Raw genomic sequence first — 24,831 nt, 5'->3', positions numbered from 1 at the left:
GTGGTCGCACCCGTCACGACGGCGGCCGGGAAGGGCCCCTCGCCCGGGCCCTGCCGGAGGAGGACCGACAGCGGTCCGTCCCGCGCGCGCTGGACGGCGTGGCTGGTCGTCGCGCCCTTCCTGGCCTACGTGGGCACGTTCCTGCTCTACCCGACGGCACTCGTGCTGGCCGGGGCGTTCCAGGACGGGGACGGCGCGTTCACCCCGGCCAACCTCGCCGAGCTGACCCGGGGCGTCCACCTCCAGGCGTTCCTGCGCAGCATCGAGCTGTCCGCGCTCACCGCGCTGCTCGGCGCGGTGTTCGGCGCGCTGCTGTCCTGGGCCGTCGCCACCGGCCGCCCGGAGGGGGCACTGCGCCGCGTCGTGATCGCCGGAGCGGGGGTGCTGGCCCAGTTCGGCGGCGTGCCGCTGGCGTTCGCGTTCCTCGCCACGGTCGGCTTCCAGGGCTTCGTCACGACGTTCCTGCGCGACGCGTTCGGCGTGGACCTGTTCGCCACGGGCGCCTGGCTGTTCGAGCTGCCCGGCCTGACCCTGGTCTACACGTTCTTCCAGATCCCGCTGATGGTCATCGTGTTCCTGCCCGCCCTGGACGGCCTGCGCCCCCAGTGGCGGGAGGCGGTGGACAGCCTCGGCGGCTCGTCGTGGACCTACTGGCGGCACGTCGGCGGCCCGATCCTGCTGCCCGCGTTCCTCGGCTCGCTGCTGCTGCTGTTCGCCAACGCGTTCTCCGCCTACGCCACGGCCGCCGCGCTGGTGTCCCAGGGCAGCCCGATCGTGCCGCTCCAAATCCGGGGCGCGCTGACCGGTGAGGTGCTGCTCGGGCAGGAGAACCTGGGCAAGGCGCTCGGCTTCGGCATGATCGTGGTCGTCACCGTCGCGATGGGCCTGTACGCCCTGCTCCAGCGGAGGTTCACCCGGTGGCAGTGACCAAGAGGGGGATCACGCGGTCCGCGGTCCTGCTGGTGCTCGGCGCGTACTTCCTGCTGCCGCTGGTCGCCATGGCCGAGTTCTCCACCCGGGGCGCGAACGGCACGCGCAGCCTGGAGTCGTGGTCGGGCATCGTCGACGACCCCGACCTGGTCGACGCGATCCTGGTGTCGGTGCAGCTGGCCGTGACCAGTTCGGTGCTGGTGCTGGTGCTGCTCGTGCCGACCACGGCGTGGATCAGGCTCCGGCTGCCGGGGCTGCGCCAGCTCGTGGAGTTCCTGTGCCTGCTGCCGGTGGCGATCCCGGCGATCGTGCTCGTCGTCGGCCTGGCCCCGCTGTACGCGTGGGTCGACTACTTCCTCGGCGACTCGCCGTTGACGCTGACCTTCGCCTACGCGGTGCTGGTGCTGCCGTTCGCCTACCGGGCGATCGACGCCGGCCTGTCCGCGATCGACCTGAGGACGCTCGCGGAGGCGGCGCGCGGTCTCGGCGCGTCCTGGGGGACGGTGCTGCTGCGGGTCGTGGTGCCGAACATCCGCGGCGCCCTGATCGGCGCGTCCCTGCTGTCCGTGGCGCTGGTGCTCGGCGAGTTCACCATCGCCTCACTGCTGAACTTCGACACGGTGCAGGTGCGGGTCAACCTGCTCGGCAAGCGCGCCGCGGGCGTGTCCATCGCGGTGTCGCTGCTGAGCCTGCTGTTCGCGTTCGCGCTGCTGTTCCTGCTCTCGTTCGTCGGCAGGCGGCGGGACGCCTCCCCCGCGAACGGCTCCCCGGAGGAAGGCTGAGATGGGTTACCTGCGACTCGACGGGCTGCGCAAGTCGTTCGGCGGCCAGACGGCGCTCGCCGGGCTCGACCTGGAGCTGGCCGAGGGCGAGCTGGTCAGCCTGCTCGGGCCCAGCGGCTGCGGCAAGACCACCGCGCTGCGGATCGTCGCCGGGTTCGAGACCGCCGACGCGGGCCGCGTCACCGTGGCCGGCGAGGACGTCACCGGCGTGCCCGCCAACAAGCGGGACATGGGCATGGTGTTCCAGGCCTACAGCCTGTTCCCGAACATGACCGCGGCGGAGAACATCGCGTTCGGCCTGCGGCTGCGCAGGGCGCCCGACCGCGGCGCCCGGGTCGGCGAGCTGCTGGAGCTGGTCGGCTTGGCGCACCTGGGCAAGCGCTACCCGCACCAGATGTCCGGCGGCCAGCAGCAGCGGGTGGCCCTGGCGCGGGCGCTGGCGATCCGGCCGCGCGTGCTGCTGCTCGACGAACCGCTGTCCGCCTTGGACGCCAAGGTGCGGGTGGGACTGCGCGACGAGGTCCGGCGCATCCAGACCGAGTCGGGCACGACGACGCTGTTCGTCACGCACGACCAGGAGGAGGCGCTGGCCGTCTCCGACCGGGTGGGCGTGATGTCGCACGGCCGGCTGGAGCAGTTGGACACCCCGGCCCGCGTGTACCGGGAGCCCGCGTCGGCGTTCGTGGCGGAGTTCGTCGGCGTCACGAACGCGGTGTTCGGCACCGCCGAGCCGGGCGGGGTGCGGCTGGGCGCGTTCCGGTTGGCCACCGACGCGGCCGACGGGCTGCACGGCGACGTGAAGGTGATCGTCCGGCCGGAGGACATCGCGATCACCCGGCACGGCGGTGGGGACGACGGCGCCCCGACGGGGGACGTGCTGGTGGGCGACGTGCTGGCGCAGAGCTTCCTGGGGCCCGTGACCAGGCTGTCGGTGCGGCTCGGCGGTGGCGGCCAGGTGGTGCGCGTCGACCAGCCCTCCGGCCGCGCGGCCGACTTCCCGCCCGGCACGGCCGTCGCGCTCGACCTCGACGCCGGGAGGCTGATGGTGGTCGAGGCGTGACGCCCCGCCGGTCCGCGCGGGCCGGCACGGCGGAGGGGCCCGCCGCTGGTGCGGCGGGCCCCTCCGGCGCGCTGTGCCGTGCTAGGTCCTCACGAGGTCACCGACGCGGGAACAGGTCCCGGTAGGAGCCCTGCGACTGCACGTTCAGCTCGTCCACGCGCACGAGCTTGCCGGTGACGGTCCGCGGGTCGCGGATGTCCAGCACGTCCAAGCCCTTGGCCATGTCGGACGAGTAGATGTAGCCGTTGTAGTAGTACGCCGACCACGTGCCGCCGCCGGAGCCGTTGGGCAGCGGGCCGCGCTCGAACCAGCCGATCTCCTTGGGGTTGCGGGAGTCGGTGAAGTCCCAGATCGAGATGCCGCCCTGGTACCAGGACTGCACCATGATGTCCCGACCCTGCACCGGGATCAGCGAGCCGTTGTGGGCCACGCAGTTCTCGGTGTCGGCCTGGGTGCGGGAGATCTTGTAGTACGAGCGGAACTCCAGCTTGCGGCCGTCCCCGCGCCCGGTGATGTCGTAGATGCCGTCCGCGCCGCGGGTCTTGCCGATGGTCTCGTTGCACGTCGCCGCGCCGCCGCCGCCGAGCTCGTCGGTGAAGATCACCTTGGTGCCGGCGTTGTTGAAGGTGGCCGAGTGCCAGAACGCGAAGTTCACGTCGTCCTGCACGCGGCTGATCTCGCGGGGCTTCGTCCGGTCGGAGATGTCCCACAGCACGCCGTCACCCATGCACGCGCCGGCCGCGAGGTCCTTCGACGGGTACACGGTGATGTCGTGGCAGCCGGAGGTGGCCGTCACGTAGCCGGTCGGGACGGTGCCCGGTCGGCCGATGTTGCCGCCGTCCGGGAACAGGACGGTCTCGGACAGCAGCGACGCCGAGGTCGGGTCCTTCAGCGGGACCTTGACGATGGAGATCAGGTCGTGCGGGGGCTGGCAGTCCGGGAACGCCGCGTTCGGGCTGTACGACGAGACGTAGACGTAGACGTCCTTGCCGCGCTTGTCCGGGACCAGGGTGTGCGTGTGCGAGCCGCACTTGGTCTCGACCGACTTGATGTACTTCGGGTTCTTCTTGTCGCTGATGTCGAAGATCTTGATGCCCTCCCACGCGTCCTTGTTGGTCGCGGGGAGCGGGGTGCTGGCGCACGAGTCGTCGCTGCGCGACGAGTCGGTCGACAGGAACAGCAGGTTGTCCTTGACCGAGATGTCGTTCTGCGAGCCCGGGCACAGCACGGAGCTGACGACCTTCGGGGCGCGCGGGTTGCGCACGTCGTAGACCACGAAGCCGTCGTAGTTGCCGTTGAACGCGTAGTTGCCCTGGAAGGCCAGGTCGGACCAGGTCGACGACGAGGTGAACGGCGCCGGCTTGGGCAGGTTCGCCAGGTGCTTGACGTTGCGCGAGTTGCGGATCTCGTCCACGCCCGGGATGCCGGTGGCCGGCTGCTCCTGGCTGGACAGTTGGGTCTCGGACAGGCCGGCCAGGTCGGCGTCGTCCGGAGCCGCGATCGCCTGAGGGGCCATGGCGACCGCCGACAGGGCGAGCGCGAAAGCCCCCAGGACCGCGATCGGCGCTCTGCGCCGACCTCGGGTAGAAACGCGTGCTTCCACTTCAGGTTCCCCTTCCAACCCTACAGTGCAGGAACCGCAGTATCGCCCGTTCGCAAGGCTAAGTACCAGACCCGATCGTCGGTTGCCGATGACTTTCCGGTTACCGGAACGGCGGGTACGTTGACGCCGTCCGGGTGTGTGAGGGGGGTTCGGGATGCGAGTCGTGTTCGTCGCGCTGCTGCTGGCGGTCCTGGCGGGTTGCACGTCGCAGCCGGGGGACGAGGCGCCGATCCTCGCGCCGAAGGGCCCCGGCGAGCAGGCGGAGACCGTCTCGCCGGACGAGGTGGGCACCGACCGCTGGGTCGCGCCCAGCGAGGCGGACGTGACCTACGTGGCGAAGATGATCGTGCACCACCGGCAGGCGCTGGACATGGCGGTGCTCGCGCCGGAGCGCGCGCAGCACGAGACCGTCAAGGGCCTGGCCTCGCGCATCCACGACACCCAGGGCCCCGAGATCGGCGCGATGGAGCAGTGGCGGCGCCAGTACGCCGAGAGCGCGCCCGCGCACGGCCACAGCGGCTCGTTGCCCGAGGTGGACCACGCCTCGATGCCCGGCATGGCCACCGACGCGCAGATGGCGGCGTTGGAGGCCGCCACCGGCGCCGAGTTCGACCGCCTCTTCCTCCAGTTGATGATCGCCCACCACGAGGGCGCCCTGCGGATGGCCGTCGACCTGCTGTCGAACGGGTCCGACGTGCGGGTCGAGGAGATGGCCAACGACGTGGTCGCCTCGCAGAGCGACGAGATCGCCCGGATGAGGGCGATCACGATCCCGTGAGCAGCAGGTCCTCCGAGCGGTGGAAGGTCTCCACCGCGTTGCCCGTCACGTGGCGGGCGATGCCGGGATCGCGCCGGTGCGCCTCCCTGAACGAGTCGGAGGCGACCCACGCGCGGAAGTCGTCCTCGGTGTCGAACTCGTTCACCGACACGTACGGCTGATCCGGGCGCGTGGGGCGCAGCAGCGTGCTCCGGCGCAGGCCCGGGACGCCGGGCAGGTGGGTGCGCATGCTGTCCCGGAAGCGGGTCTCGAACTCCTCGGCGCGGTCTGCGGGCACGAACAGGCGGTTGGTCGCGACGAACACGTGCACCTCCGAGGTTCCCGACGGGGTGTAGGGAACTATTCCAACGGCGCGTCGGGAAAGCAAGGGCTAGGATCTGGCGGGTGCCCCGGATCAGCGCCGACACCCTCGCGCAGCACCGTGCGAACCGGCTGCGCGCCCTGCTCGACGCGGGCCGCGACATCGTCGCCGAGGAGGGCGCCGACGCGCTGACCCTCGCGTCCCTGGCCCGGCGCGTCGGGCTGTCGCGCCCGAGCCTGTACGAGTACTTCCGGTCACGCGAGGAGTTGGTCGCCGCGATCGTGTCCGACGAGCTCCCGGACTGGGCGCGCAGGCTCGCCGACGCGGTCCGGGCGGTGGAGGGCGTGCCCGCGAAGGTCGAGGCGTACCTGCGCACCGAGTTGGAGATCATCGCCGACGGCAGCCACGGCGCCGTCGTCGCGCTGTCCGCCCACGCCCTGCCCGAAGCCGCCCGCACCCGGATCCGCGCCGAGCACGAGAAGCTGCTCGCCCCACTGGTGGACGTGCTGGCCGAGGCCCGCGTGCCAGAGCCGGGCCTGCGCGCGCTGCTCGTCCACGGCGCCGTCGAGGCCGCCGCGCGCACCCTGCGCCCCGGCGACGCCGGGCACAACGAGACCGTGGTCGCGGCCCTGGTCGCCCAGGTCCTGCACGGGGTGGTCCGCTGATGGCCAACCGGATCGACAGCTGGTTGTGGGCCGTGCGGCTGACCAAGACCAGGCCCGACGCCGCGGCGGCGTGCCGCGGGGGCCACGTGCGCATCAACGACAAACCGGCCAAGCCCTCGACCGTCGTCGTCCCCGGTGACGAGGTGCGCGCCCGCGTGGGCGACGTGGTCAAGGTCGTCGAGGTGGTCCGCGTGATCCAGAAGAGGGTGGGCGCGGCCGACGCCGCCACCTGCTTCATCGACCGCACCCCGCCGCCGCCCCCGCTGGAGGCGGTGCCCGTGGCCCGGCGCGAACGCGGCGCGGGCCGCCCCACCAAGCGCGAGCGCCGCGTGCTCGACAAGTTCCGCACCGGGCAGCCCTGACCCCGCCTCCGGGGCCGCCCCCGACCGCGCTCGGGGACCACCCCGAGGCGGTCCAGGGGAGGTCAACCGATCGGTTGACCGCGAGTACGACCGCGTAGGTGATCACTTCCACCGCCCCGCCGACGAGTCTCGGGGCATGGCGATCATCGAAGTGGTCGACCTCGTGAAGAGGTACGACCGGAAGGTCGCGGTGGACGGGGTCTCGTTCACCGTCGACGAGGGGGAGATCTTCGGCATCCTCGGTCCCAACGGGGCCGGGAAGACCACGACCGTCGAGTGCGTCGAGGGGTTGCGCTCGCCGGACGGCGGCACCATCCGGGTGGACGGGCTCGACCCGCGCCGCGACCGCGCCGAGCTGCGCTCCCGGTTGGGCGTGCAGCTCCAGCAGAGCGAACTGCCCGACCACATCCGGGTCGGCGAGGCGCTCGACCTGTACGCGTCGTTCCACCGGGACCCGGCCGACTGGCGCGAACTGCTCGACCGGCTCGGCCTCGGCGACCGCGCGAAGACCCCGTACCGCAAGCTGTCCGGCGGCCAGAAGCAGCGCGTGTCCATCGCGCTCGCACTCATCGGCAAGCCCCGGATCGCCGTGCTCGACGAGCTGACCACCGGCCTGGACCCGCAAGCGCGCCGCGACACGTGGGCGCTGGTCGAGCAGGTCCGCGACTCCGGCGTCACGGTCGTGCTGGTCACCCACTTCATGGAGGAGGCCGAGCGGCTGTGCGACCGGCTCGCCCTGATCGACGCCGGCAAGCTGGTCGCCGTCGACAGCCCGGCGGGCCTCGTCTCCCGGCTGGACGGCGAGCAGCGGGTCCGGTTCCGGCCGACCGCGCCGCTCGACCTCGCCCTGCTGGCGGACCTCCCGGAGGTCGAATCCGCCGAGCGGCACGGGCCGCAGGTCGTCGTGACCGGCAAGGGCAACCTGCTGCACGCCGTCACGTCCTGCCTCGCCCGCAACCACGTGGTCGCCGCCGACCTGCGCATCGAGCAGGCCGGCCTGGACGACGCCTTCATCCACCTCACCGGCCGCGCGCTCACGGAGTGACCCGATCATGCTGAAGATCGTCAGGATCGAGTGGAAGCTGTTCCTGCGGGAGCCGGTCATGGTGGCGTTCGCCATCGCGTTCCCGACCGTCCTGCTGCTGGTGCTCGGCGCGATCCCCGCCCTGCGCACCCCCGACCCCGAGTTCGGCGACCTGCGGTTCATCGACCACTACGTGGGCACGCTGGTCGTGATCTCGTTCGCGTTCCTGGGGCTGAACAAGTTGCCCCAGACCGTCGCCACCTATCGGGAGAAGGGCGTGCTGCGCCGGTTCTCCACCACCCCGGTGCACCCGGCGAAGCTGCTCGTCGCCCAGGTCGTGGTCAACGTGGCCGCGGGCGCGGTCTCCGTCGTGCTGCTCATGGCCGTGTGCAAGCTCGTGTTCGGCATCGACCTGCCCCGCCACCCCCTGGGGTTCCTGGTGACCTGCCTGCTCGGCATGCTGTCGCTGTCCGCGCTGGGGCTGCTGGTGGCGGCGTGGGCGCCGAACGCGCGCGCCGCCGGCGGCTGGGCGACCGTGGTGTTCATGCTGATCATGTTCTTCGGCGGGGCCTACCTGCCGAGGATGCTGCTGCCGGACCTCCTCAACACCATCGGCGACCACCTGCCGCCCGGCGTCGGCGCCCTCCAGGCGTCGTGGCTCGGCGCCGCGCCCGACCCGGTCCACCTGGGCGTCCTCACCCTGGTCACGCTGGTGGCGGGTACCGTCGCGGCGAAATCGTTCCGCTGGGAGTAGGCATGACGGACAGGCTGGACGTCTGGGAGCGCCGGTTGCACGTGGCGGGACAGGCGATCCCGTACTTCGTGCTGGTCCTGTCCACCGCCTCGTACCTGGTGGTCGCCGCGGAGCCGTGGCCGGTCCGGTGGACCAACCTCGGCATCGCGGTCGCCGCGGTGCTGTGGATGCTCTGGTGGGTGGAGCTGCACCCGCGGTGGCACGACCGGACCGGGCCGATGGTCGTGTTCTTCCTCGGTGTCCTGGTGTTCTACGGGGTCCTCGGGCTGCGGCACCCCATGTTCGGGTTCTACTCGTTCGCCGGGTACATCTACGCGACCGGGTTCCTGCCGGGGCGCTGGAAGCTCGCCGGGGTGACGGCCACCGCGGTCCTCGCCGCCACCTCGATGCACGGCGGCCTGCCCGTGCCCGAACCGGCGGCGATCGGCCTGTACGCGGTCATGGTGCTCATCGTCGTGGCGGTGGCGTGCACGTTCACCCTGTTCGGCCACTACACCCACGAGCAGTCGTTGCGCCGCAAGGAGATGGTGGCGGAGATGGCCGCGATGATCGAGGAGAACGCGGGCCTGCACGCCCAGCTGCTCATCCAGGCCCGCGAGGCGGGCGTGCTGGACGAGCGCCAGCGGTTGGCGCGGGAGATCCACGACACCCTCGCCCAGGGGTTCACCGGCATCATCACCCAGCTCCAGGTCGACGAGGACCCGCCGCGCCACGTCGAGACGGCCCTGCGGCTGGCCCGGGAGAACCTGGCCGAGGCACGCCGTTCGGTGCACGCCCTGAGGCCGCCGGCGCTGGAGGACTCGAACCTGCCGGACGCGCTGTCCGAGGTCGCCGCCGGGTGGACCGACCAGACGGGCGTGCCCGCGTCGGTCGCCACCACCGGCGCGGCGCGGCCCCTGCACCCCGAGGTGGAGGTGGCACTGCTGCGGGCCGCGCAGGAGGCGCTGTCCAACGTGGCCAAGCACGCGGCGGCGTCCCGCGTCGGTCTGACCCTGTCGTACATGGAGGACGTGGTGACGCTGGACGTGCGCGACGACGGCGCGGGGTTCGACCCGGGCACGGCGACCGACGGGTTCGGCCTGGTCGGGATGCGCCAGCGGGTGTCGCGCCTGGCGGGCGCCCTGGTGGTGGAGTCCGAGCCGGGCGGCGGCACGGCCGTGTCCGCGTCGGTGCCCGCGATCCCGGCGGAGGTGGCGCGGTGATCCGCGTGGTGATCGTGGACGACCACCCGGTGGTGCGCGACGGCCTGCGCGGCATGCTCGCCTCCGCCGGGGACCTGGAGGTCGTGGGCGAGGCGGCCGACGGCGCCGAGGCGGTGGCCGTGGTGCGCGCGGTGTCCCCGGACGTGGTGCTCATGGACCTGCGGATGCCCGGCGTCGACGGCGTCACCGCCATCGGGCGGCTGCGCGGCTTCCCGACCCGCGTGCTGGTGCTGACCACCTACGACACCGACAGCGACGTCCTGCCCGCGATCAAGGCGGGCGCCACCGGCTACCTGCTCAAGGACACGCCGCGCGACGAGCTGTTCCGCGCCGTGCGCTCGGCGGCCCGGGGGGAGGCGGTGCTGTCGCCCTCGGTGGCCACGCGCCTGGTGGGCCAGGTCCGCCGGCCCGCGGCCGAGCCGTTGAGCGACCGCGAGGTGGAGGTGCTGGGCCTCATCGCCCGCGGCTGCACGAACCGCGAGGCGGCGGCGAGGCTGTTCATCAGCGAGGCGACCGTGAAGACGCACCTGGTGCACGTCTACGCCAAGCTGGGCGTGAAGGACCGCGCCGCCGCGGTCGCCGTCGCCTACGACCGAGGGCTCCTGGGGACGTGAGGTCACCCGTTCGGGAGTTGTCCACAACCGACGGGTAACGTGTCGCCGTCCTCGGTGGACCGGCGCAGCCTGGTCCCATGAGCAGCGATTCCCCCTCCCGCGCCGCGGCGGTCCGCCCGCGTCCCACCACCTCAGTAGTCGACCCGGTCCGGCCGGGCCAGCCACGCCGTGAACGGCGCGCTGTCCTCACCGGTCGAGATCCGTTCGACCGGCATGCTCCACGTCTCGCGCGGCCTCCCGAACAGCTCGTGGAACTCGCGGTCGTCGAACCCGGCCGCGGCGGCGTCGTCCCGGTCGGCGGCGTACAGGACCCGGTCCACCCGCGCCCACAGCGCCGCCGAGAGGCACAGCGGGCACGGCTCGCAGGAGGAGACCAGCGCGCAACCGGTGAGCCGGAAGTCCCCCAGCGCCCGGCAGGCCGCGCGGATCGCCACCACCTCGGCGTGCGCCGTCGGGTCGAGCGTCGTGGTGACCTGGTTGGTGCCGGTGGCGACGACGACCCCGTCGCGCACGACCACCGCGCCGAACGGGCCGCCGCCCTCGGCGACGTTGCGCGTCGCCAGGTCGACCGACTCGCGCAGCCAGGCGTGGTCGGGGGAGAGGGAGGTGGTCATGGGGTGCTCCTCGGGGCATGCCGGTCGGTGCCGCGGCTGTTCGCCCGGCTCCGGTGTGCGGTGCGGTGGTCCTGGTCAGGTGCCGGTGATGTGCTCCGGCCGCACCGGTACGCGGGTCAGCGCGCGGCCGGTGGCGTCGCGGATGGCCGCGACGATGGCCGGGGTGGCGGAGATCGTAGGCGGCTCGCCCACGCCCCGCACGCCGTAGGGCGCGTTCGGGTCGGCCAGCTCCAGCACGTCGATGGTCATCGGCGGCATGTCCAGCACGGTCGGGATCAGGTAGTCGGTGAAGGAGGGATTGCGCACCACCCCGCCCGCGGTCTGGATCTCCTCCATCACCGCGAGGCCCAGCCCCTGCGCCGACCCGCCCTGGATCTGGCCGATCACCGCCTGGGGGTTGAGCGCCTTGCCGACGTCCTGCGCGCAGCCCAGCTCCACGACCTTCACCAGGCCCAGTTCGGTGTCCACGTCGACCACGGCGCGGTGCGCGGCGAAACCGTACTGCACGTGGGCGTTGCCCTGCCCGGTCACCGGGTCGAGCGGCTCGGTGGCCCGGTGCCGCCACTCGACGGTCTCGTCGACGACCCCGTCACCGAGCAGGTCGGCGAGGTCGGCGGGGCCGAGGTCGGCGGGGTCCCGGCCACCCGTGAGCTTCGCCAGCTCCGCCCGTACCGCCGCGCACGCCGCCTTGACCGCCCCGCCGGTGACGTAGGTCTGCCGGGAGGCCGAGGTGGAGCCGCCGTTGCCGATGGAGGTGTCCATCGGCAGGATCGTCACCCGCTGCACGCCCAGCTCGGTGCGCACGATCTGCTGCACGATCGTCACGAGGCCCTGCCCGACCTCCGCCGCGGCGGTGTGCGCCAGCGCGACCGCCTCGCCGTTGATGACCTGCACCCGCACGCGGGCGGTGGAGTAGTCGTCGTAGCCCTCGGAGAAGCAGATGTTCTTGATGCCGACCGCGTAGCCGACCCCGCGCACGACGCCCTCGCCGTGGGTGGTGTTGGAGACGCCACCGGGCATGTCCCTCAGGTCCACCTCGGCCGGGACCGGCGGCATGGGCTTGTCGCGGACCAGTTCCAGCAACCGCGCGACGGGCGCGGCGGAGTCGACGACCTGGCCGGTCGGCATGACCGAGCCCTCCGCCATGGCGTTGGCGATCCGCACGTCCACCGGGTCCATGCCCAGCGCGTGCGCCAGCTTGTCCATCTGGGACTCGTAGGCGAAACCGGCCTGCACGGCGCCGAACCCGCGCATCGCGCCGCACGGCGGGTTGTTGGTGTAGACGCCCCAGCAGTCGACGGTCGCGTTGGGCACGTCGTAGGGGCCGATGCCGAGCGTGGCCGCGTTCGCCACCACGGCGCCCGTGCTGGAGGCGTACGCGCCGCCGTCGAGGAAGATCCGCGCCCTGACGTAGACGAGCCTGCCCGTGCGGTCCGCGCCGTGCTCGTAGTGCAGCACCGCGGGGTGGCGGTGCACGTGCCCGTAGAAGGATTCCTCGCGGTTGTAGACCATCTTCGTGGGCTTGCCGGTGTGCAGCGCGAGCAGGCAGGCGTGCACCTGCATCGACAGGTCCTCGCGCCCGCCGAACGCGCCGCCGACCCCGGAGAGCGTCAGCCGCACCTTCTCCAGCGGCAGCCCGAGCGCCGCCGCCACCTGCGCCTGGTCGACGTGCAGCCACTGCGTGGCGACGTAGAGGTCGACGCCACCGTCCTCGGCGGGCACCGCGAGCCCCGACTCGGGTCCGAGGAACGCCTGGTCCTGCATGCCGACCTCGTACCGGCCGGTGACGACCACCTCGGCGGTGGCGTCCTGGTCGCCGTGTCGGATCGGCACGTGCCGCACGAGGTTGCCGCCGGGGTGCAGCGGCGTGTCGTCGGCCGCGGTCTCCATGTCCACGACCGGGGTGAGCACCTCGTACTCGACCCTGACGCGCTTCATGGCGCGTGTGGCCGTCTCGGGGTGGTCGGCGCCGACCAGGGCGACGGGCTCGCCCTGGTAGCGCACGACGTCCTCGGCGAGCACCGGCTGGTCCTTGTGCTCCAGGCCGTAGCGGTTGAGCCCGGTGACGTCCCGGTGCGTGAGCACGGCGTGCACACCGGGCACCTTCAGCGCCTCGGTGAGGTCCACCGACACGATCCGCGCGTACGGGTGCGGGCTGCGCAGGGTCGCGCCCCAGATCATGTCCTCGTGCCACAGGTCCGAGGCGTAGGCGAACTCGCCGCGCACCTTGAGGTTGCCGTCGGGTCGCTGCGGGCTGGAGCCGATCCCACCCGACACCGAAGAGGTCAGTCCAGCGGGGGTCAGGCTCATCGCGTCCCCAAGGTGGGTGTCGTCGAGGTGGGTGTCGTCCGCGGTGGCGCCCCGGACGCCCGGGACGGCGGGAGGCGGCTGATCGCAGCCCTGCTCGCCGACCCGACCCTGCTCACCGCCCCGCCGGCGTCGCGGCGTGGCGTGGTCATGCGGCCCCCTTCAGCCGGGCGGCGGCGGCGCGCAGCTCGCGCGCGAGACCGGTCTCGGAGGCAGTGCGCAATTCGCCGTCGACCACGACGGTCCGGCCGCCGACCAGCAGCAGCTTCAGCGTCGGCAGCGGACCGAGGACGAGTGCGGCGACCGGGTCGTCGATGCCCGCGTGGTCGAGGCCGTCGAGCCGCCACACGGCGAGGTCGGCCAGCTTGCCGGGCTCGATCGAGCCGAGTTCGGCGTCGCGGCCGAGGCAGCGCGCGCCGCCCATGGTGCCCAGCCACAGCGCCTGGCGGACGTCGAGCGCCTTGGGGCCGCCGCGCTGGCGGGCCTGGAGCACGGCCTGGTGCAGTTCCTCGACCATGCCGCACGACTCGTTGGACGCCGCGCCGTCCACGCCGAGGCCGACCGGCGCGCCCGCGTCGAGCAGGTCGCGGACCGGGGCGATGCCCGTGCCGAGCCGTCCGTTGGACGTGGGGCAGTGCGCCGAGCCGGTGCCGGTGGCGCCGAGCCGCTTCACCGCGTCCGGCGCGAGGTGCACGGTGTGGGCGAGCCACACGTCCTCGCCGAGCCAGCCGAGCCGCTCGGCGTACTCGGTGGGCGTGCAGCCGTACTCGGCCCGGCACTGCTCCTCCTCGTCGACGGTCTCGGCGAGGTGGGTGTGCAGCCGCACGTCCTTGGCGCGGGCCAGTTCGGCGGCACCGGTCATCAGCTCCCGGCTCACCGAGAACGGCGAGCACGGGCCGACGGCGACGCGCACGAGGGCGTCGGCGGCCGGGTCGTGGTGGTCGTTGACGGCCTGCTCGGTGGCGATGAGCGCGGCCTCGGTCTCCTCGACGAGGTTGTCCGGCGGCAGCCCGCCCCGGGACCGGCCCCGGTCCATCGAGCCGCGCACGGCGTGCAGGCGGATGCCGACGCGCCTGCCCGCGCCCACCAGGGCCTCGAACTGGTCGCCGCCCTCGCGCGGGAAGACGTAGTGGTGGTCGGCGGCCGTGGTGCAGCCGGTGGTGGCGAGCCGGGCGAGACCCGCCGAGGCGGCGGCGTGGGTGATCCCCGCGTCGAGGCCGCCCCACACCGGGTAGAGCGTGGTCAGCCACTCGAACAGCGCGGCGTCCTGGGCGATGCCGCGCGTGGCCCACTGGTAGAGGTGGTGGTGCGTGTTGACCAGACCGGGCGTGACGAGGCAGCCGGTGCCGTCGACCCAGGTGTGCGGGCCCGCTGGCCTCGGGGCCTGTCCGGGGCCGACCGCGGTGACGCGGCCGTCCTCGACCACGACGTGGCCGGAGGCGATCTCGGTGCCGGCGGCGTCCACCGTCGCGATGGACGCGCCGTCGATGACGGTGGGCGTCATCGCTTCGACGCCGCCAGCCGCACCGCGTCGAGGATCTTCTCGTACCCGGTGCAGCGGCACAGGTTGCCCGCCAGCGCCTCGCGGATCTCCGGGTCACCGGGGTGCGGCACGCGGGCGAGCAGGTCGTGCGCGGCGACCACGAGACCGGGGGTGCAGAACCCGCACTGCACGGCGCCCGCCTCGATGAACGCCTCCTGCACCGGGTCGAGCCGCTCCCCGTCGGCGAGCCCCTCCACCGTGCGCACCTCGCGGTCGTGGGCCTGGCCCGCGGCGACGAGGCACGAGCAGACCGGCACCCCGTCCAGGTACACCGTGCAGGAGCCGCACTCGCCCTGCTCGCAGGCGTTCTTGGAGCCGGGCAGCCCCAGTCGCTCGCGCAGCAGGAACAGCAGGCTCTCGCCCTCCCACACGTCGTCGGCGACCCGCCGCTCGCCGTTCACCGTCACGTCCACGCGCATGTCAGGCGACCTTCCCAGGGTAGTCCTGCCACGCCCAGCCGAGCGTGCGGCGGGCGAGCACGGAGAGGGCGTGCTTGCGGTACGCGGCGCTGCCGCGCACGTCGTCGATGGGGCTCGCGGCTTCGGCGACCAGCTCGCCGAACCGGCGCTTCACCGAGTCGAGCAGGGGTCTCGGCGACTCCCACTGGCCGGTGGCGGTCAGTTCGCCGGACAGGAACTCCTCGGCCGCCGACGCGCGCAGGGGCGTGGGCGCGGCCGACCCGACGGCCGCGCCGACCCGCCGCTGCTCGGGGTGCAGGGCCACGGCGAACGAGCACACCGCGATGACCATGGCGTTGCGGGTGCCGACCTTGGCGAACTGCTGGGGCGCCCGGGCGGCGGGCAGGCGCACGGAGGTGATCAGCTCGTCGGGCTCCAGCGCGTTGTGCTTCACGCCCAGGTAGAAGTCGGTGGCGGCGATGCGGCGCGTGCCGCGGGTCGACGCGACCTCGACGACGGCGTCCGCGACCAGCAGCACCGGGTGCGCGTCGCCCGCGGGGGAGGCCGCGCCGAGGTTGCCGCCGACCGTGCCCCGGTTGCGGATCTGCGGCGAGCCGACGGTGCGCGACGCCATCGCCAGCCCCGGCAGGCGGTCGCCCAGTTCCTCGATGATCCGGGTGTACGGCACGCCCGCCCCGACGCGCACCGAGTCGCCGTCGACGTCCCAGGTGCGCAGGTCCTCGACGCGGGTCAGGTCGAGCAGCGCGGCCGGCCGGCGGTGGTCGAAGTTCAGCTCGACCATCACGTCCGTGCCGCCCGCGATCGGCACGGCGTCCGGTCGCTGCGCCTTGAGTGCCAGCGCTTCGGCGAGGCTGTCGGGGCGAAGGAAGTCCATCGGCTACCTCGGAGGTGGGTGCTGCGGTGTGTGGGCCAGTACACAGAGTGGCGGGGGTGGTCGGCTACGGCGGTGGCGCATGAATCCCAGCCTGCTACCGGGAGTGGATTCGTGCTTTCCTACGAACACGATCGGACGAGGCTAGACGCGCCGGGTGACGCGGAGGGGACGTGCGTGTTGCTGGTTCGCAGCCTGGTGGGGATGCCCGAACTCCGACTCCGACCGGTCGTCGGCGCGGACCTGCTCGACCGCCCGGTGACCGGGCTCTACGGCACCGAGCTGCCCGATCCGGCGCGCTACCTCTCGGGCGGCGAGCTGGTGCTGTCCGGTCTGCTGTGGCACCGCACGGACGCCGACTGCGACACGTTCGTGGCGTCGTTGGCCGCCTCCGGCGTGGCGGCGCTGGCGGCCGGCCCACCCGAGGCGGGCGCGTTGCCCCCGGCCCTGGTGGAGGCGTGCGAACGACACGGCGTGCCGCTGCTGGAGGTGCCGGTGGACCTGTCGTTCGCGACGATCACCGAGCACGTCGTGCTGGAGCTGGCCGCCGAACGGGTCGGCGCGGCGGGCGCCCAGCTGGACCGGCACCGGCGGTTGTTGACCGTGGTCGCCGACGGCGGCGACCTGGCGGAGCTGATCGCGGCGGGCGCGGCCGAGCTGGGCGCGCCCTGCCTGGTGCTCGCGTGCACCGGCCACGTCGTGGCGGGACCGGAGCCGGACGACCCGGCCTTTCTGGTCCGCGAGTTCCTGCTGGCCGACCGGCTCCCGCGAGTGGTGCGCGGTGTGACGCTGCTGCCGGTGGCCGCGCGCGGCGGGCCGAGGCTGACGTCGTGGGTCCTCGTCGTCTCCGGCGACCGCACCCGCGACGAGGTCGCCGCCGAACTGGCCAGCCTGGTGGGTGTCGAACGGGCGCGCGTCGTGCAGGGGCGGGAGATCGAGAACCGCGCGGCGGGCCCCTTGCTGCGCCAGGTGCTGGCGGGCGGTGACCTGTCCGCCCGCGTGGCCGCCGTCGGCTGGGACCCCGACGCCCCGCTGCGCGTCGTGGCGGCCTCGCTGTCCGGCGGCCGGGCCGGCACCACCGCCGGAGCCGCCGCCCTGCTCGAAGAGGTGCTGGCGGCGGTCACGCCCCGGTCCCTGGTGGCCGGGATCGGCGAGGAGGTCTACGCGCTGGCCCCCGCCGGTCCGTGGGTGGACGACGTGCGGTCGGCGCTGCGCGTCCTGGAGCCGGGCCTGGGCGCCACCCGCTTCCTGGTCGGCATCTCGTCCCCGGTGGGCCACACCGGTCTGCGCGGCGCGGCGGAGGAGGCGTCGCACGCGCGCAGGCTGGGGGAGCGGCGAACCGGCCGGACCCAGGTCGTGGCGGGCGAGGAGATCGCGTTCCACCAGCTGCTGCTGGCCGGTGTCCCGGAGGAGCTGAGGGGCTCCCTGCGCCGTCGCCTGCTGGGCCCGGTCGTCGACTACGACGCCGAGCACGGCTCGGACCTGCTGGGCACCCTGCGCGTCTTCCTCGACTGCTCGGGCTCGTGGACCACCGCCGCCGGCCGCCTGCACGTCCACGTGAACACCCTGCGCTACCGCATCGGCCGGGTGGAGGACCTGCTCGGCGCGGACCTGTCGAACTTCGCCGAACGCGTCGACCTCTACCTGGCCCTCCAGGCGGGCTGACGCGGCCGGCCCACTGCGCGGGTGAGCTGGGACGTCATGCCGCACCCGTTGTCCGAGGACCTGAGGTCCGTCGACGACCTGCCCCCGACGCGCGGCTGTCCCCGATCGGACCGCTCGCCGCCGTGCACGACGGCCTGCGCGCGGCCGAGCCGGGCATCGACCTGAACGATCCCGTCCGGGGCGTGCCGACCGGCGAGGGCTGGAGCACCGAGGTCGACACCGGCCACCGCGACCCGGTCGAGGCGATCATGCTGCACGTGCGCGGCGGCGGTGACGGCGCGCTCGCCGCGATCTTCCGCCTCGGGAGGGGATCGGCTGCCGCCCGGTGGACCTGTCCGAGGGCGACCTGCTGCGGGAGGGGGATCCCGTCGCCTGGCACGAGTTCCGGTCCTACCGCGACCAGGTGTTCCGCGACCAGCCCTGACGGCTCGCGGGAGCACGGCGCCCACTCCCCGCACCGGCGGCCGGTGTTCGCGCTCTCCACCAGGCGGTCCGTGACCTCCTCGGGCATCGCCGCCGACTCCGGCGGGTGCCGGTCGCGGCGGCCGCCCTTCCTGTCGCTTCCCTGTAGGGCCTTCTCCCCGCGTCGCCCGTCGCGGAAGACTCGCGGCGGACTCAACCGTGAAGGAGTGGTCATGTCTCGCACACTCGGTGCGCTGGCCGCCGTGGTGCTGGGGGTCTCCCTCGTCACCGCCGCGCCCGCCACCGCAGCGCCCGCGCACGCGTTCCCCTCCGAGTTCCCCCTCCCCGACGGGTTCCTGCCGGAGGGCATCGCGATCGGGGACGCGCCCACCGCGTACTTCGGGTCGCGGGCCGACGGCGACCTGTTCCGGGTCGACCTCCGCACCGGGCGGGGCGAGGTGTTCAGCCAGGGGCCCGGCACGGCGTCGGTCGGGTTGAAGGTCGATCGGCGCGAGCGGCTGTTCGTGGCGGGTGGCGCCGGGGGCGACGGCCGGGTGGTCGACGCGAGAACAGGAGAGATCCTCAGGAGTTACGACTTCGCCGGGAGCGACACGTTCGTCAACGACGTGGTGATCACCGATGAGGCCGCGTACTTCACCGACTCGCGCAAGTCCGCGCTGTACAAGATCCCCTTCGGCCGGTTCGGCGCCCTGCCCGAGTCGCACACCCCGATTCCGCTCACCGGCGACTTCGTGCTGACTCCCGGCGTGAACAACGCGAACGGGATCGCGGAGACCCCGGACGGCAAAGCGCTGTTGATCGTCCAGAGCAACACCGGCCAACTGCACCGGGTGGACAAGAGGACCGGCGTGACCGATCTCGTCGACCTGGGCGGCGAGGTGCTGACGAACGGTGACGGCCTGCTCGTCGAGGGGCGGACCCTCCACGTGGTGCAGAACAGGCTGAACACCGTGGCGGTGTTCGCCCTCACCAGGGACGGGAGCGGCGGCAGGCTGGTGACCAGGATCACCGACCCGCGATTCGACGTGCCCACCACGGTCGCCTCGTTCGGTCACCGGCTGTACCTGCCGAACGCGCGCTTCACCACCCCGCCCACGCCCACGACGACGTACGACGCGGTTTCCGTTCCCCGGGCGTGAACCGAACGGGGAAAGTCGGGGGGCCGGTGTTCAGAAGTTCACATCGGCCCCCTGTTCGTGGCGTCACTCGACTGGGTAACCTCATCGTCGCGTCGCGCAAGTGATCGCTGTCTCTTCGTAATAATGATCTTCCGGTGTTACCGTTCTGTGGCCGATCGGGTGAAGAAGAGGCAGTGGTCCTAGCGCTGCGTCTGACCTGCCAACGAGGACGAGGCTGCGGAGCGCTGTGAAGCAGAAGAGCACCACGGAGACGAACTACAAGACCATCCGTTCGCGGCTCACGGGTGTTGTCGTCGTCCCCAGCATCGTCCTGCTCATCATGTGGGCCCTGTTCTCCTCCTACACCGTCTTCGACGGCTTCTACCTGCGCGCCGTCGCCTCAGGCGTCAAGGACGCCTCGATCCCGGCCGTCCAGTCCTTCGCCGCGATCCAGAAGGAGCGCGAGCTGAGCATGACGGCGCTGAGCCAGCCGGACCGCGGCACCAGCGACCTGGAGGCCCAGCAGCAGGCCACCGACCGCTCGGTCACCGAGATGCGCGCCGCGTTCGAGGAACTGGCGTCCTCCGCGCCGCGGGAGATCGTCGACCGGATCAACGCCCTGAACGCGCTGCTCGACCAACTGCCGCAGCGCCGGTCCGCGCTGGAGTCCGGCCGCGCCTCCAAGACCGAGATCTACACGTACTACAACAGCGTCCTCGACGCGGGCAACGCGCTGTTCAACGTGCAGGCCCGCATCGTGCCCGACCACCAGTCGGTGCAGAACGCCATCACCGCGGCCGACTACTTCAAGGCCGCCGACTGGATGTCCCGCGCCACCTCGCTCGCCTCGGGCGCGCTGGCCGCGGGCGAGTTCACCCCCGAGGAGCACGTCGAGTTCGCGAGCCTGGTCGGCGCCTACCACTCGTCCTACGACTCGATCGCCCCCTACGCCCTCCAGCGGACGCGCGAGCACTACCAGTTCATGGTCGACGGCGACCAGTGGAAGCGGCTGATCGAGTTCGAGAACAGGCTGGTCCAGAACGGCGACGACCCGGTCAGGGCCGGTACGCTCCAGGACTGGCAGAACCTCAGCGGACCCATCTCGGCCGAGCTGACCGCCCTGGTGGACGAGCAGGCGTCCGACGCCGTCGAGATCACCATGGCCCGCGGCGAGAGCAAGTTCCGCACCGTGCTCATCGGCTCCCTCATCGCCCTGCTCGCCGTGATCGTCGGCATCCTGATCGCGGTCCGCACGTCGAACCGCCTGGTCAACCGCGCCCTGATCACCCGCCTCACGGCGCTGAAGAAGGACTCGCTGGCCCTGGCCCACGAGCGCCTGCCCGACATCGTCGACCGGCTGCGCGAGGGCAAGCACGTCGACGTCGAGGTCGAGGTCCCGCCGCTGGACTACGGCAGTGACGAGATCGGCCAGGTGGCCGACGCGTTCAACGCCGCCCAGTACACCGCCGTCGCCGCGGCCGTGAAGGAGAGCCAGGCCCGCGAGGGCGTCAACCGGGTCTTCCTCGACATCGCCCACCGCAACCAGGGCCTCGTGCACCGCCAGCTCAAGATCCTCGACAAGCTGGAGCGCGAGGAGGAGAACCCGGAGCAGCTCGACGCGCTGTTCCAGCTCGACCACCTCGCCACCCGCGCCCGCCGCAACGCCGAGAACCTGATCATCCTGGCCGGCGAGCAGCCGGGACGGCAGTGGCGCAAGCCCGTCCGGCTCCAGGACGTGCTGCGCGCCGCCGTGGCCGAGACCGAGCAGTACGTGCGGGTGAAGGTCAACCCGATCCCCGACACCGCGCTGGTCGGCGCCGCTGTCGCCGACACCATCCACCTCGTCGCCGAACTGGTCGACAACGCCACCGCGTTCTCCTCGCCGCGCTCCCAGGTGCAGGTCCACGCGAGCGAGGTCCCCCAGGGCATCGTGGTGGAGATCGAGGACCACGGACTCGGCATCAACCCGGAGGACCGCGAGCAGCACAACGCCATGCTCGCCGACCCGCCGGAGTTCGACGCGATGCGCCTGCGCGGCGAATCGCGCCTCGGCCTGTTCGTCGTCGCCCGTCTGGCCGCCCGCCGGGGCATCCACGTCGAGCTGCGCGAGTCGCCCTACGGCGGCACGCTGGCCCTCGTGCTGATCCCGTCCTCGATCGTCGCGGGCCCCACCACGGCGACGGAACCCGCCGAGACGCGGCAGCTGCCGCGCCGTACTTACCACGAGATCCCGGAGCAGGGCGACGACTCAGTGCGAGACGCCAGGTTTCCCGACAACTCCCGCGACCTGGAGGGCTTCTGGGCCCAGGCCGAGGCGGCAGCCAACGCCGAAGCCGACCCGAATCCCCTTCCAGAGGTCGAGCGACTGAGCGGCGGGCTCGACCTGCCGCAGCGCAGCGGCACCCTGGACCTGTCGCAGCGCAGCGGCGAGCTGGACCTGCCGCAGCGCAAGCGGGCCCCCGAGGAGCGGTCCGCGAACAACGGCGAACCGGCCGCCGGTGGCACCGGCCCCGGCGGTCGACCCGAACTGCCACGCAGGCGCCGCCAGCAGAACCTGGCGCCCCAACTGGTGCGCAACGATTTCCACCCTTCGCCCGAACCGCTCACCGAGGTCGATCCCGAGCAGTCCGCCGAGAAGGCCCGCAAGGGGCTGTCGGCGTTCCAACGGGGCACCCGCGACGCCCGCCGGACCTCCGGCGACGACCTCGAACCCTGACCAGCAGCAGTGGCCGGACGACTGGAAACCGGAAAGGCAACCCGATGAACGACATGAGCAGCCAGCACAACGAGCTGAACTGGTTGTTGGAGGACCTGGTCGGCCGGGTGGTCGGAGCTCGCCACGCCGTGGTCCTCTCCGCGGACGGTCTGCTGCTGGGCCGTTCACCAGGACTGTCGAAGGACGACTCGGACCACCTGTCGGCGATGGCCTCCGCGTTCCAGAGCCTGGCCCGCGGCACCGGCCGGCACTTCGGCGGCGGCGCCGTGCGGCAGACCATCGTGGAGATGGAGCACGCCTACCTCTTCGTCACCGCGGCCGGCCACGGCGCGTGCCTGGCCGTGCTGGGCGAAGAGGACTCGGACATGGGCATGATCGCCTACGAGATGAACATGCTGGTCAAGCGAGTCGGGACCTACCTGTCGTCGGCGCCGCGCGGGACAGCCGCGGCGAGCCTGCCGACCGCCCGAAGGTCTTCCTGATGCCGCCCCGCGAGGACTGGTGGTATGACGAGGCGGCGGGCCCCCTCGTCCGGCCCTACGCCATGGTGCGCGGCCGGACCCGTCCGCTGCGCCCCGAACTGCACCTGGTCACCCAGGTGCGCGCGATGCCCTCGCCGTCGGACCCCGACGCGCTGTCGGTCGAGCACCTGGAGATCATGGAGCTCTGCCGGCGCCCGTTGTCCGTGGCCGAGGTCGCCGCCTACCTCGACGTCCCCCTGGTGGTCGTCAAGGTCCTGTTGAGCGACCTCATCCAGCGAGGTGACGTCGTGATCCGAGATCCCGCCCGAGTCCCGCAAGTGCCGGACCGGAACCTGCTGCAGGCTGTGCTGGATGGTGTCCGTGGAATCTGAGCGGCCGGGTGGGGAACTGCTGGTCCCCACCCCAGTCAAGATCGTCATCGCCGGGGGGGTTCGGCACCGGCAAGACGACGATGGTCAACTCGGTCAGCGAGATCCCCCCGCTGCACACCGAGGAGCTGCTCACCGAGGCCGGTGTCGGCGTGGATGACGTGGTCGGGCTGGAGAACAAGGAGACCACCACGGTCGCCCTGGACTTCGGTCGCATCACCATCAACCCGGAGGTGGTGCTGTACCTGTTCGGCACCCCCGGTCAGAACCGCTTCTGGTTCATGTGGGACGAGCTCGCCTTCGGGGCGATCGGCGCGGTCATCCTCGTCGACACCCGGCGGCTGGACAGCAGCTTCCCGTCGATCGACTTCTTCGAGCGCCGCGGCATCCCGTTCATCATCGCCGTGAACTGCTTCGAGGGAGCCCACAACTACGAGGTCGAGGAGGTCCGCCGGGCCCTCGACGTGGACGCCGCGATCCCGCTCGTGCTGTGCGACGCGCGGGATCGCGAGTCGGCGAAGTCGGTGCTGATCAGCCTGATCCAGCACACGATGGACCGGCTCGACGCGATGGCCTGAGCCGTGCCGGCCTGACGGGACGCCGGTCCGGGACGCGCCGACCCCGGACGCGCCGGCCGGGTGAACGCTCCGCAGGGGTCCCCGCCCAAGGGGACCCCTGTTCTCGACCTTGCCGGCGGGGTCCGACGATTCCGGCCCCGGAACGTACCGAGCGGTACGTCCGGGACGCCTCACCGGCGCGGCTCGACGACCTCGCCCGGGCTCGGTCCGCGGCCTACGCGCGGCGGAACCCGACCGGCGACCCACCGCCCGGCGTTCCGCGTGGTGGTGGCGCCGAGCCCTCATCCGCTCAGGACACGGGCTCCAAGCGGCAGTTGAAGTGGCGCAGCAGGGGCGGGGCGTGGGTCAGCCGGTAGCCGGGGACCCGCTCCGGGTCCTGCGCGATCCCGGCCAGGACCTCACCGACGTACTCCAGGTGGCTCTGCGTGTAGACGCGGCGCGGGATGGCCAGGCGGACCAGCTCGTACGGCGCGGCCTTGAGCAGGTTCCCCCCGTCGTCCAGCTCGCCCAGGTAGAGCGAGCCCAGTTCGGCGCACCGGATGCCGCCCGCCAGGTACAGCTCGGTCGCCAGGGCGAACCCCGGGAACCGCGCCGGCGGGAGGTGGGGCAGCAGCCGGCCGGCGTTGAGGTACACGGCGTGCACGCCGGTCGGTCGGACGCTGTCCACGCCGCCGGCGGCGGCGAGGTCCGCCACGTACGCCGTCGCTTCCGCGCGGGCCCGCAGGTACGACGGCTCGGTGACCTCCAGCAGGCCCTGGGCCAGCATCTCCAGGTCGCGCCCGGCGAGCCCGCCGTAGGTGCGGAACCCCTCGGTGGCGATGAGCAGCAGCTCGCACTTCTGCGCCAGCTCGGGGTCCTTGACCGCCAGCAACCCTCCGATGTGGACGATCGCGTCCTTCTTCAGGCTCGCCACGCAGCCGTCGGAGATCCGGAACGCCTCCTCGGCCACCTCGCGCGGCGTGCGGTCGGTGTAGCCGGGCTCCCGCTGGGTGACGAGCCAGGCGTTCTCGGCGAAGCGCGCGGCGTCGAGGAAGAACGGCACGCCGTGCCGCCGGGCGATGGCCGCCGCGGCCTTGAGGTTCCCCATCGACACCGGCTGGCCGCCGCCGCCGTTGTTGGTGATGGTCATGAGCACCAGGGCGACGTCCTGGGGACCGGAGAGCACGGCCTCCAGCGCGTCCAGGTCGATGTCGCCCTTGAACGGCGCGTCGCTGTCGAGGTCCTTGGCGGCCTGGCAGGGCAGGTCGACGGCCTGGCCGCCGAGGATCTCGATGTTCGCGCGCGTGGTGTCGAAGTGGGTGTTGCCGACGCAGACCTGGCCGGGCTTGAGCAGCGCGGTGAACAGGATGCGCTCGGCCGCACGGCCCTGGTGCACGGGCCACAGGTGCGGGTAGCCGGTCAGGCCCTCGACCACGTCGCGGAACCGGTAGTAGGAGCGCGCGCCCGCGTAGGTCTCGTCACCGCGCAGTCCGGCGGACTGCTGCTCCGCCGACAGGGCGCCGGTGCCCGAGTCGCTGAGCAGGTCGATCGTCACGTCGGTGGCGGCGAGGTTGAACGGGTTGTACCCGGCGGCGGCGAGCGCCCGTTCGCGGTGCTCTCGCGTGGTGATCGGGATCGGCTCCACGACCTTGATGCGGTACGGCTCCATGATG

At 72.5% G+C, this 24,831-nt stretch carries 23 protein-coding genes and 1 pseudogene; 16 read left to right on the top strand and 8 right to left on the bottom strand.

Features of this window, described 5'->3' with window-relative positions; translation table 11 throughout:
- Genes J2S66_RS17305 through J2S66_RS17295 form a run of 3 tightly spaced genes read left to right on the top strand, consistent with a single transcriptional unit; the run spans position 1 to position 2,772 of the window.
- Positions 1–927, top strand: a complete 927-nt coding sequence (locus tag J2S66_RS17305; RefSeq protein ID WP_310308143.1) for an ABC transporter permease — start codon at positions 1–3, stop codon at positions 925–927.
- Complete coding sequence (locus tag J2S66_RS17300) at positions 918–1,712, top strand: ABC transporter permease (RefSeq protein WP_310308142.1); 795 nt, start codon at positions 918–920, stop codon at positions 1,710–1,712. The genes J2S66_RS17305 and J2S66_RS17300 overlap by 10 nt, the downstream gene beginning before the upstream one ends.
- A gap of 1 nt (position 1,713) precedes the next feature.
- Positions 1,714–2,772, top strand: a complete 1,059-nt coding sequence (locus tag J2S66_RS17295) for an ABC transporter ATP-binding protein (RefSeq protein WP_310308141.1) — start codon at positions 1,714–1,716, stop codon at positions 2,770–2,772.
- Between the two features lie 97 nt (positions 2,773–2,869).
- Here the strand turns inward: J2S66_RS17295 and J2S66_RS17290 are convergent, their stop codons facing one another.
- Complete coding sequence (locus tag J2S66_RS17290) at positions 2,870–4,288, bottom strand: LVIVD repeat-containing protein (protein ID WP_310308139.1); 1,419 nt, start codon at positions 4,286–4,288, stop codon at positions 2,870–2,872.
- A 241-nt stretch (positions 4,289–4,529) separates the two neighbouring features.
- Here J2S66_RS17290 and J2S66_RS17285 point away from each other — a divergent pair, with 241 nt between their 5' ends.
- Positions 4,530–5,153: a DUF305 domain-containing protein gene (locus J2S66_RS17285; protein WP_310308138.1), complete on the top strand. Its 624-nt coding sequence runs from the start codon at positions 4,530–4,532 to the stop codon at positions 5,151–5,153.
- Here J2S66_RS17285 and J2S66_RS17280 read toward each other — a convergent pair.
- The gene (locus tag J2S66_RS17280) at positions 5,140–5,457 is read right to left on the bottom strand and encodes an antibiotic biosynthesis monooxygenase family protein (RefSeq protein ID WP_310308137.1); all 318 of its coding nucleotides are present in this window, start codon (positions 5,455–5,457) and stop codon (positions 5,140–5,142) included. The two genes, J2S66_RS17285 and J2S66_RS17280, sit on opposite strands and share 14 nt — an antisense overlap.
- An 80-nt stretch (positions 5,458–5,537) precedes the next feature.
- Between J2S66_RS17280 and J2S66_RS17275 the strand changes: the two genes are divergently transcribed.
- The 6 genes from J2S66_RS17275 (at position 5,538) to J2S66_RS17250 (ending at position 10,075) form a co-directional block, all read left to right on the top strand.
- Entirely contained in the window at positions 5,538–6,119 is a 582-nt protein-coding gene (locus J2S66_RS17275) for a TetR/AcrR family transcriptional regulator (protein WP_310308135.1), read from the top strand.
- Complete coding sequence (locus J2S66_RS17270; RefSeq protein WP_310308134.1) at positions 6,119–6,481, top strand: Hsp15 family ribosome-associated heat shock protein; 363 nt, start codon at positions 6,119–6,121, stop codon at positions 6,479–6,481. Before J2S66_RS17275 ends, J2S66_RS17270 begins: the two co-directional genes overlap by 1 nt.
- 136 nt (positions 6,482–6,617) lie before the next feature.
- Positions 6,618–7,526 carry an ABC transporter ATP-binding protein gene (locus J2S66_RS17265; RefSeq protein WP_310308133.1) on the top strand — a complete coding sequence of 303 codons (909 nt, stop codon included), beginning with the start codon at positions 6,618–6,620 and terminating at the stop codon, positions 7,524–7,526.
- A 7-nt stretch (positions 7,527–7,533) separates the two neighbouring features.
- Entirely contained in the window at positions 7,534–8,259 is a 726-nt protein-coding gene (locus J2S66_RS17260; protein ID WP_310308132.1) for an ABC transporter permease, read from the top strand.
- A gap of 2 nt (positions 8,260–8,261) precedes the next feature.
- Positions 8,262–9,461 (top strand): sensor histidine kinase, encoded by a 1,200-nt coding sequence (locus tag J2S66_RS17255; RefSeq protein WP_310308131.1) that lies wholly within the window; start codon positions 8,262–8,264, stop codon positions 9,459–9,461.
- The gene (locus J2S66_RS17250) at positions 9,458–10,075 is read left to right on the top strand and encodes a response regulator (RefSeq protein WP_310308130.1); all 618 of its coding nucleotides are present in this window, start codon (positions 9,458–9,460) and stop codon (positions 10,073–10,075) included. The genes J2S66_RS17255 and J2S66_RS17250 overlap by 4 nt, the downstream gene beginning before the upstream one ends.
- A 131-nt stretch (positions 10,076–10,206) precedes the next feature.
- Here J2S66_RS17250 and J2S66_RS17245 read toward each other — a convergent pair whose 3' ends face one another.
- The 5 genes from J2S66_RS17245 to J2S66_RS17225 all read right to left on the bottom strand — a co-directional run bounded on the left by J2S66_RS17245 (position 10,207) and on the right by J2S66_RS17225 (position 15,832).
- Positions 10,207–10,689 (bottom strand): nucleoside deaminase, encoded by a 483-nt coding sequence (locus J2S66_RS17245; protein WP_310308128.1) that lies wholly within the window; start codon positions 10,687–10,689, stop codon positions 10,207–10,209.
- A 75-nt stretch (positions 10,690–10,764) separates the two neighbouring features.
- Positions 10,765–12,999 (bottom strand): molybdopterin cofactor-binding domain-containing protein, encoded by a 2,235-nt coding sequence (locus J2S66_RS17240; protein ID WP_310308127.1) that lies wholly within the window; start codon positions 12,997–12,999, stop codon positions 10,765–10,767.
- Between the two features lie 145 nt (positions 13,000–13,144).
- Positions 13,145–14,500: an 8-oxoguanine deaminase gene (locus J2S66_RS17235; RefSeq protein ID WP_310308126.1), complete on the bottom strand. Its 1,356-nt coding sequence runs from the start codon at positions 14,498–14,500 to the stop codon at positions 13,145–13,147.
- On the bottom strand, positions 14,497–14,958 hold the full coding sequence (locus J2S66_RS17230; RefSeq protein WP_306746546.1) for a (2Fe-2S)-binding protein: 462 nt from the start codon (positions 14,956–14,958) through the stop codon (positions 14,497–14,499). The genes J2S66_RS17235 and J2S66_RS17230 overlap by 4 nt, the downstream gene beginning before the upstream one ends.
- 1 nt (position 14,959) lies before the next feature.
- The gene (locus tag J2S66_RS17225; protein ID WP_310308125.1) at positions 14,960–15,832 is read right to left on the bottom strand and encodes an FAD binding domain-containing protein; all 873 of its coding nucleotides are present in this window, start codon (positions 15,830–15,832) and stop codon (positions 14,960–14,962) included.
- Between the two features lie 201 nt (positions 15,833–16,033).
- Between J2S66_RS17225 and J2S66_RS17220 the strand changes: the two genes are divergently transcribed.
- The 6 genes and pseudogenes from J2S66_RS17220 (at position 16,034) to J2S66_RS17195 (ending at position 23,179) form a co-directional block, all read left to right on the top strand.
- On the top strand, positions 16,034–17,494 hold the full coding sequence (locus J2S66_RS17220) for a PucR family transcriptional regulator (protein ID WP_310308124.1): 1,461 nt from the start codon (positions 16,034–16,036) through the stop codon (positions 17,492–17,494).
- A 635-nt stretch (positions 17,495–18,129) separates the two neighbouring features.
- Positions 18,130–19,056 carry an SMP-30/gluconolactonase/LRE family protein gene (locus tag J2S66_RS17215; protein WP_310308123.1) on the top strand — a complete coding sequence of 309 codons (927 nt, stop codon included), beginning with the start codon at positions 18,130–18,132 and terminating at the stop codon, positions 19,054–19,056.
- A gap of 226 nt (positions 19,057–19,282) precedes the next feature.
- Positions 19,283–21,751 carry a sensor histidine kinase gene (locus J2S66_RS17210; RefSeq protein ID WP_310308122.1) on the top strand — a complete coding sequence of 823 codons (2,469 nt, stop codon included), beginning with the start codon at positions 19,283–19,285 and terminating at the stop codon, positions 21,749–21,751.
- Positions 21,752–21,795: 44 nt separating this feature from the next.
- The gene (locus J2S66_RS17205; protein ID WP_306746541.1) at positions 21,796–22,233 is read left to right on the top strand and encodes a roadblock/LC7 domain-containing protein; all 438 of its coding nucleotides are present in this window, start codon (positions 21,796–21,798) and stop codon (positions 22,231–22,233) included.
- Complete coding sequence (locus tag J2S66_RS17200; protein ID WP_306746540.1) at positions 22,233–22,604, top strand: DUF742 domain-containing protein; 372 nt, start codon at positions 22,233–22,235, stop codon at positions 22,602–22,604. Before J2S66_RS17205 ends, J2S66_RS17200 begins: the two co-directional genes overlap by 1 nt.
- Positions 22,585–23,179: pseudogene (locus J2S66_RS17195) on the top strand (GTP-binding protein). Before J2S66_RS17200 ends, J2S66_RS17195 begins: the two are co-directional and overlap by 20 nt.
- A 289-nt stretch (positions 23,180–23,468) precedes the next feature.
- Here the strand turns inward: J2S66_RS17195 and J2S66_RS17190 are convergent.
- Positions 23,469–24,827 (bottom strand): tryptophanase, encoded by a 1,359-nt coding sequence (locus J2S66_RS17190; protein WP_310314847.1) that lies wholly within the window; start codon positions 24,825–24,827, stop codon positions 23,469–23,471.
- Positions 24,828–24,831: the final 4 nt, after the last annotated feature.

Origin of the sequence: Saccharothrix longispora (assembly GCF_031455225.1) — a bacterium.
Lineage (GTDB): Bacteria > Actinomycetota > Actinomycetes > Mycobacteriales > Pseudonocardiaceae > Actinosynnema > Actinosynnema longispora.
Note: the sequence above shows the minus strand (reverse complement) of the source record. Positions and strands in the feature narration are given on the sequence as shown.

Excerpts from the sequence above, each read along its gene's own strand:
- J2S66_RS17270 (WP_310308134.1), top strand. The coding sequence starts at position 6,119 with ATGGCCAACCGGATCGACAGCTGGTTGTGGGCCGTGCGGCTGACCAAG.
- J2S66_RS17255 (WP_310308131.1), top strand. The coding sequence starts at position 8,262 with ATGACGGACAGGCTGGACGTCTGGGAGCGCCGGTTGCACGTGGCGGGA.
- J2S66_RS17220 (WP_310308124.1), top strand. The coding sequence starts at position 16,034 with ATGCCCGAACTCCGACTCCGACCGGTCGTCGGCGCGGACCTGCTCGAC.
- J2S66_RS17240 (WP_310308127.1), bottom strand. The coding sequence starts at position 12,999 with ATGAGCCTGACCCCCGCTGGACTGACCTCTTCGGTGTCGGGTGGGATC.
- J2S66_RS17290 (WP_310308139.1), bottom strand. The coding sequence starts at position 4,288 with ATGGCCCCTCAGGCGATCGCGGCTCCGGACGACGCCGACCTGGCCGGC.
- J2S66_RS17285 (WP_310308138.1), top strand. The coding sequence starts at position 4,530 with ATGCGAGTCGTGTTCGTCGCGCTGCTGCTGGCGGTCCTGGCGGGTTGC.
- J2S66_RS17215 (WP_310308123.1), top strand. The coding sequence starts at position 18,130 with ATGTCTCGCACACTCGGTGCGCTGGCCGCCGTGGTGCTGGGGGTCTCC.
- J2S66_RS17200 (WP_306746540.1), top strand. The coding sequence starts at position 22,233 with ATGCCGCCCCGCGAGGACTGGTGGTATGACGAGGCGGCGGGCCCCCTC.
- J2S66_RS17260 (WP_310308132.1), top strand. The coding sequence starts at position 7,534 with ATGCTGAAGATCGTCAGGATCGAGTGGAAGCTGTTCCTGCGGGAGCCG.
- J2S66_RS17225 (WP_310308125.1), bottom strand. The coding sequence starts at position 15,832 with ATGGACTTCCTTCGCCCCGACAGCCTCGCCGAAGCGCTGGCACTCAAG.
- J2S66_RS17235 (WP_310308126.1), bottom strand. The coding sequence starts at position 14,500 with ATGACGCCCACCGTCATCGACGGCGCGTCCATCGCGACGGTGGACGCC.
- J2S66_RS17230 (WP_306746546.1), bottom strand. The coding sequence starts at position 14,958 with ATGCGCGTGGACGTGACGGTGAACGGCGAGCGGCGGGTCGCCGACGAC.
- J2S66_RS17205 (WP_306746541.1), top strand. The coding sequence starts at position 21,796 with ATGAACGACATGAGCAGCCAGCACAACGAGCTGAACTGGTTGTTGGAG.
- J2S66_RS17245 (WP_310308128.1), bottom strand. The coding sequence starts at position 10,689 with ATGACCACCTCCCTCTCCCCCGACCACGCCTGGCTGCGCGAGTCGGTC.
- J2S66_RS17265 (WP_310308133.1), top strand. The coding sequence starts at position 6,618 with ATGGCGATCATCGAAGTGGTCGACCTCGTGAAGAGGTACGACCGGAAG.
- J2S66_RS17190 (WP_310314847.1), bottom strand. The coding sequence starts at position 24,827 with ATGGAGCCGTACCGCATCAAGGTCGTGGAGCCGATCCCGATCACCACG.
- J2S66_RS17295 (WP_310308141.1), top strand. The coding sequence starts at position 1,714 with ATGGGTTACCTGCGACTCGACGGGCTGCGCAAGTCGTTCGGCGGCCAG.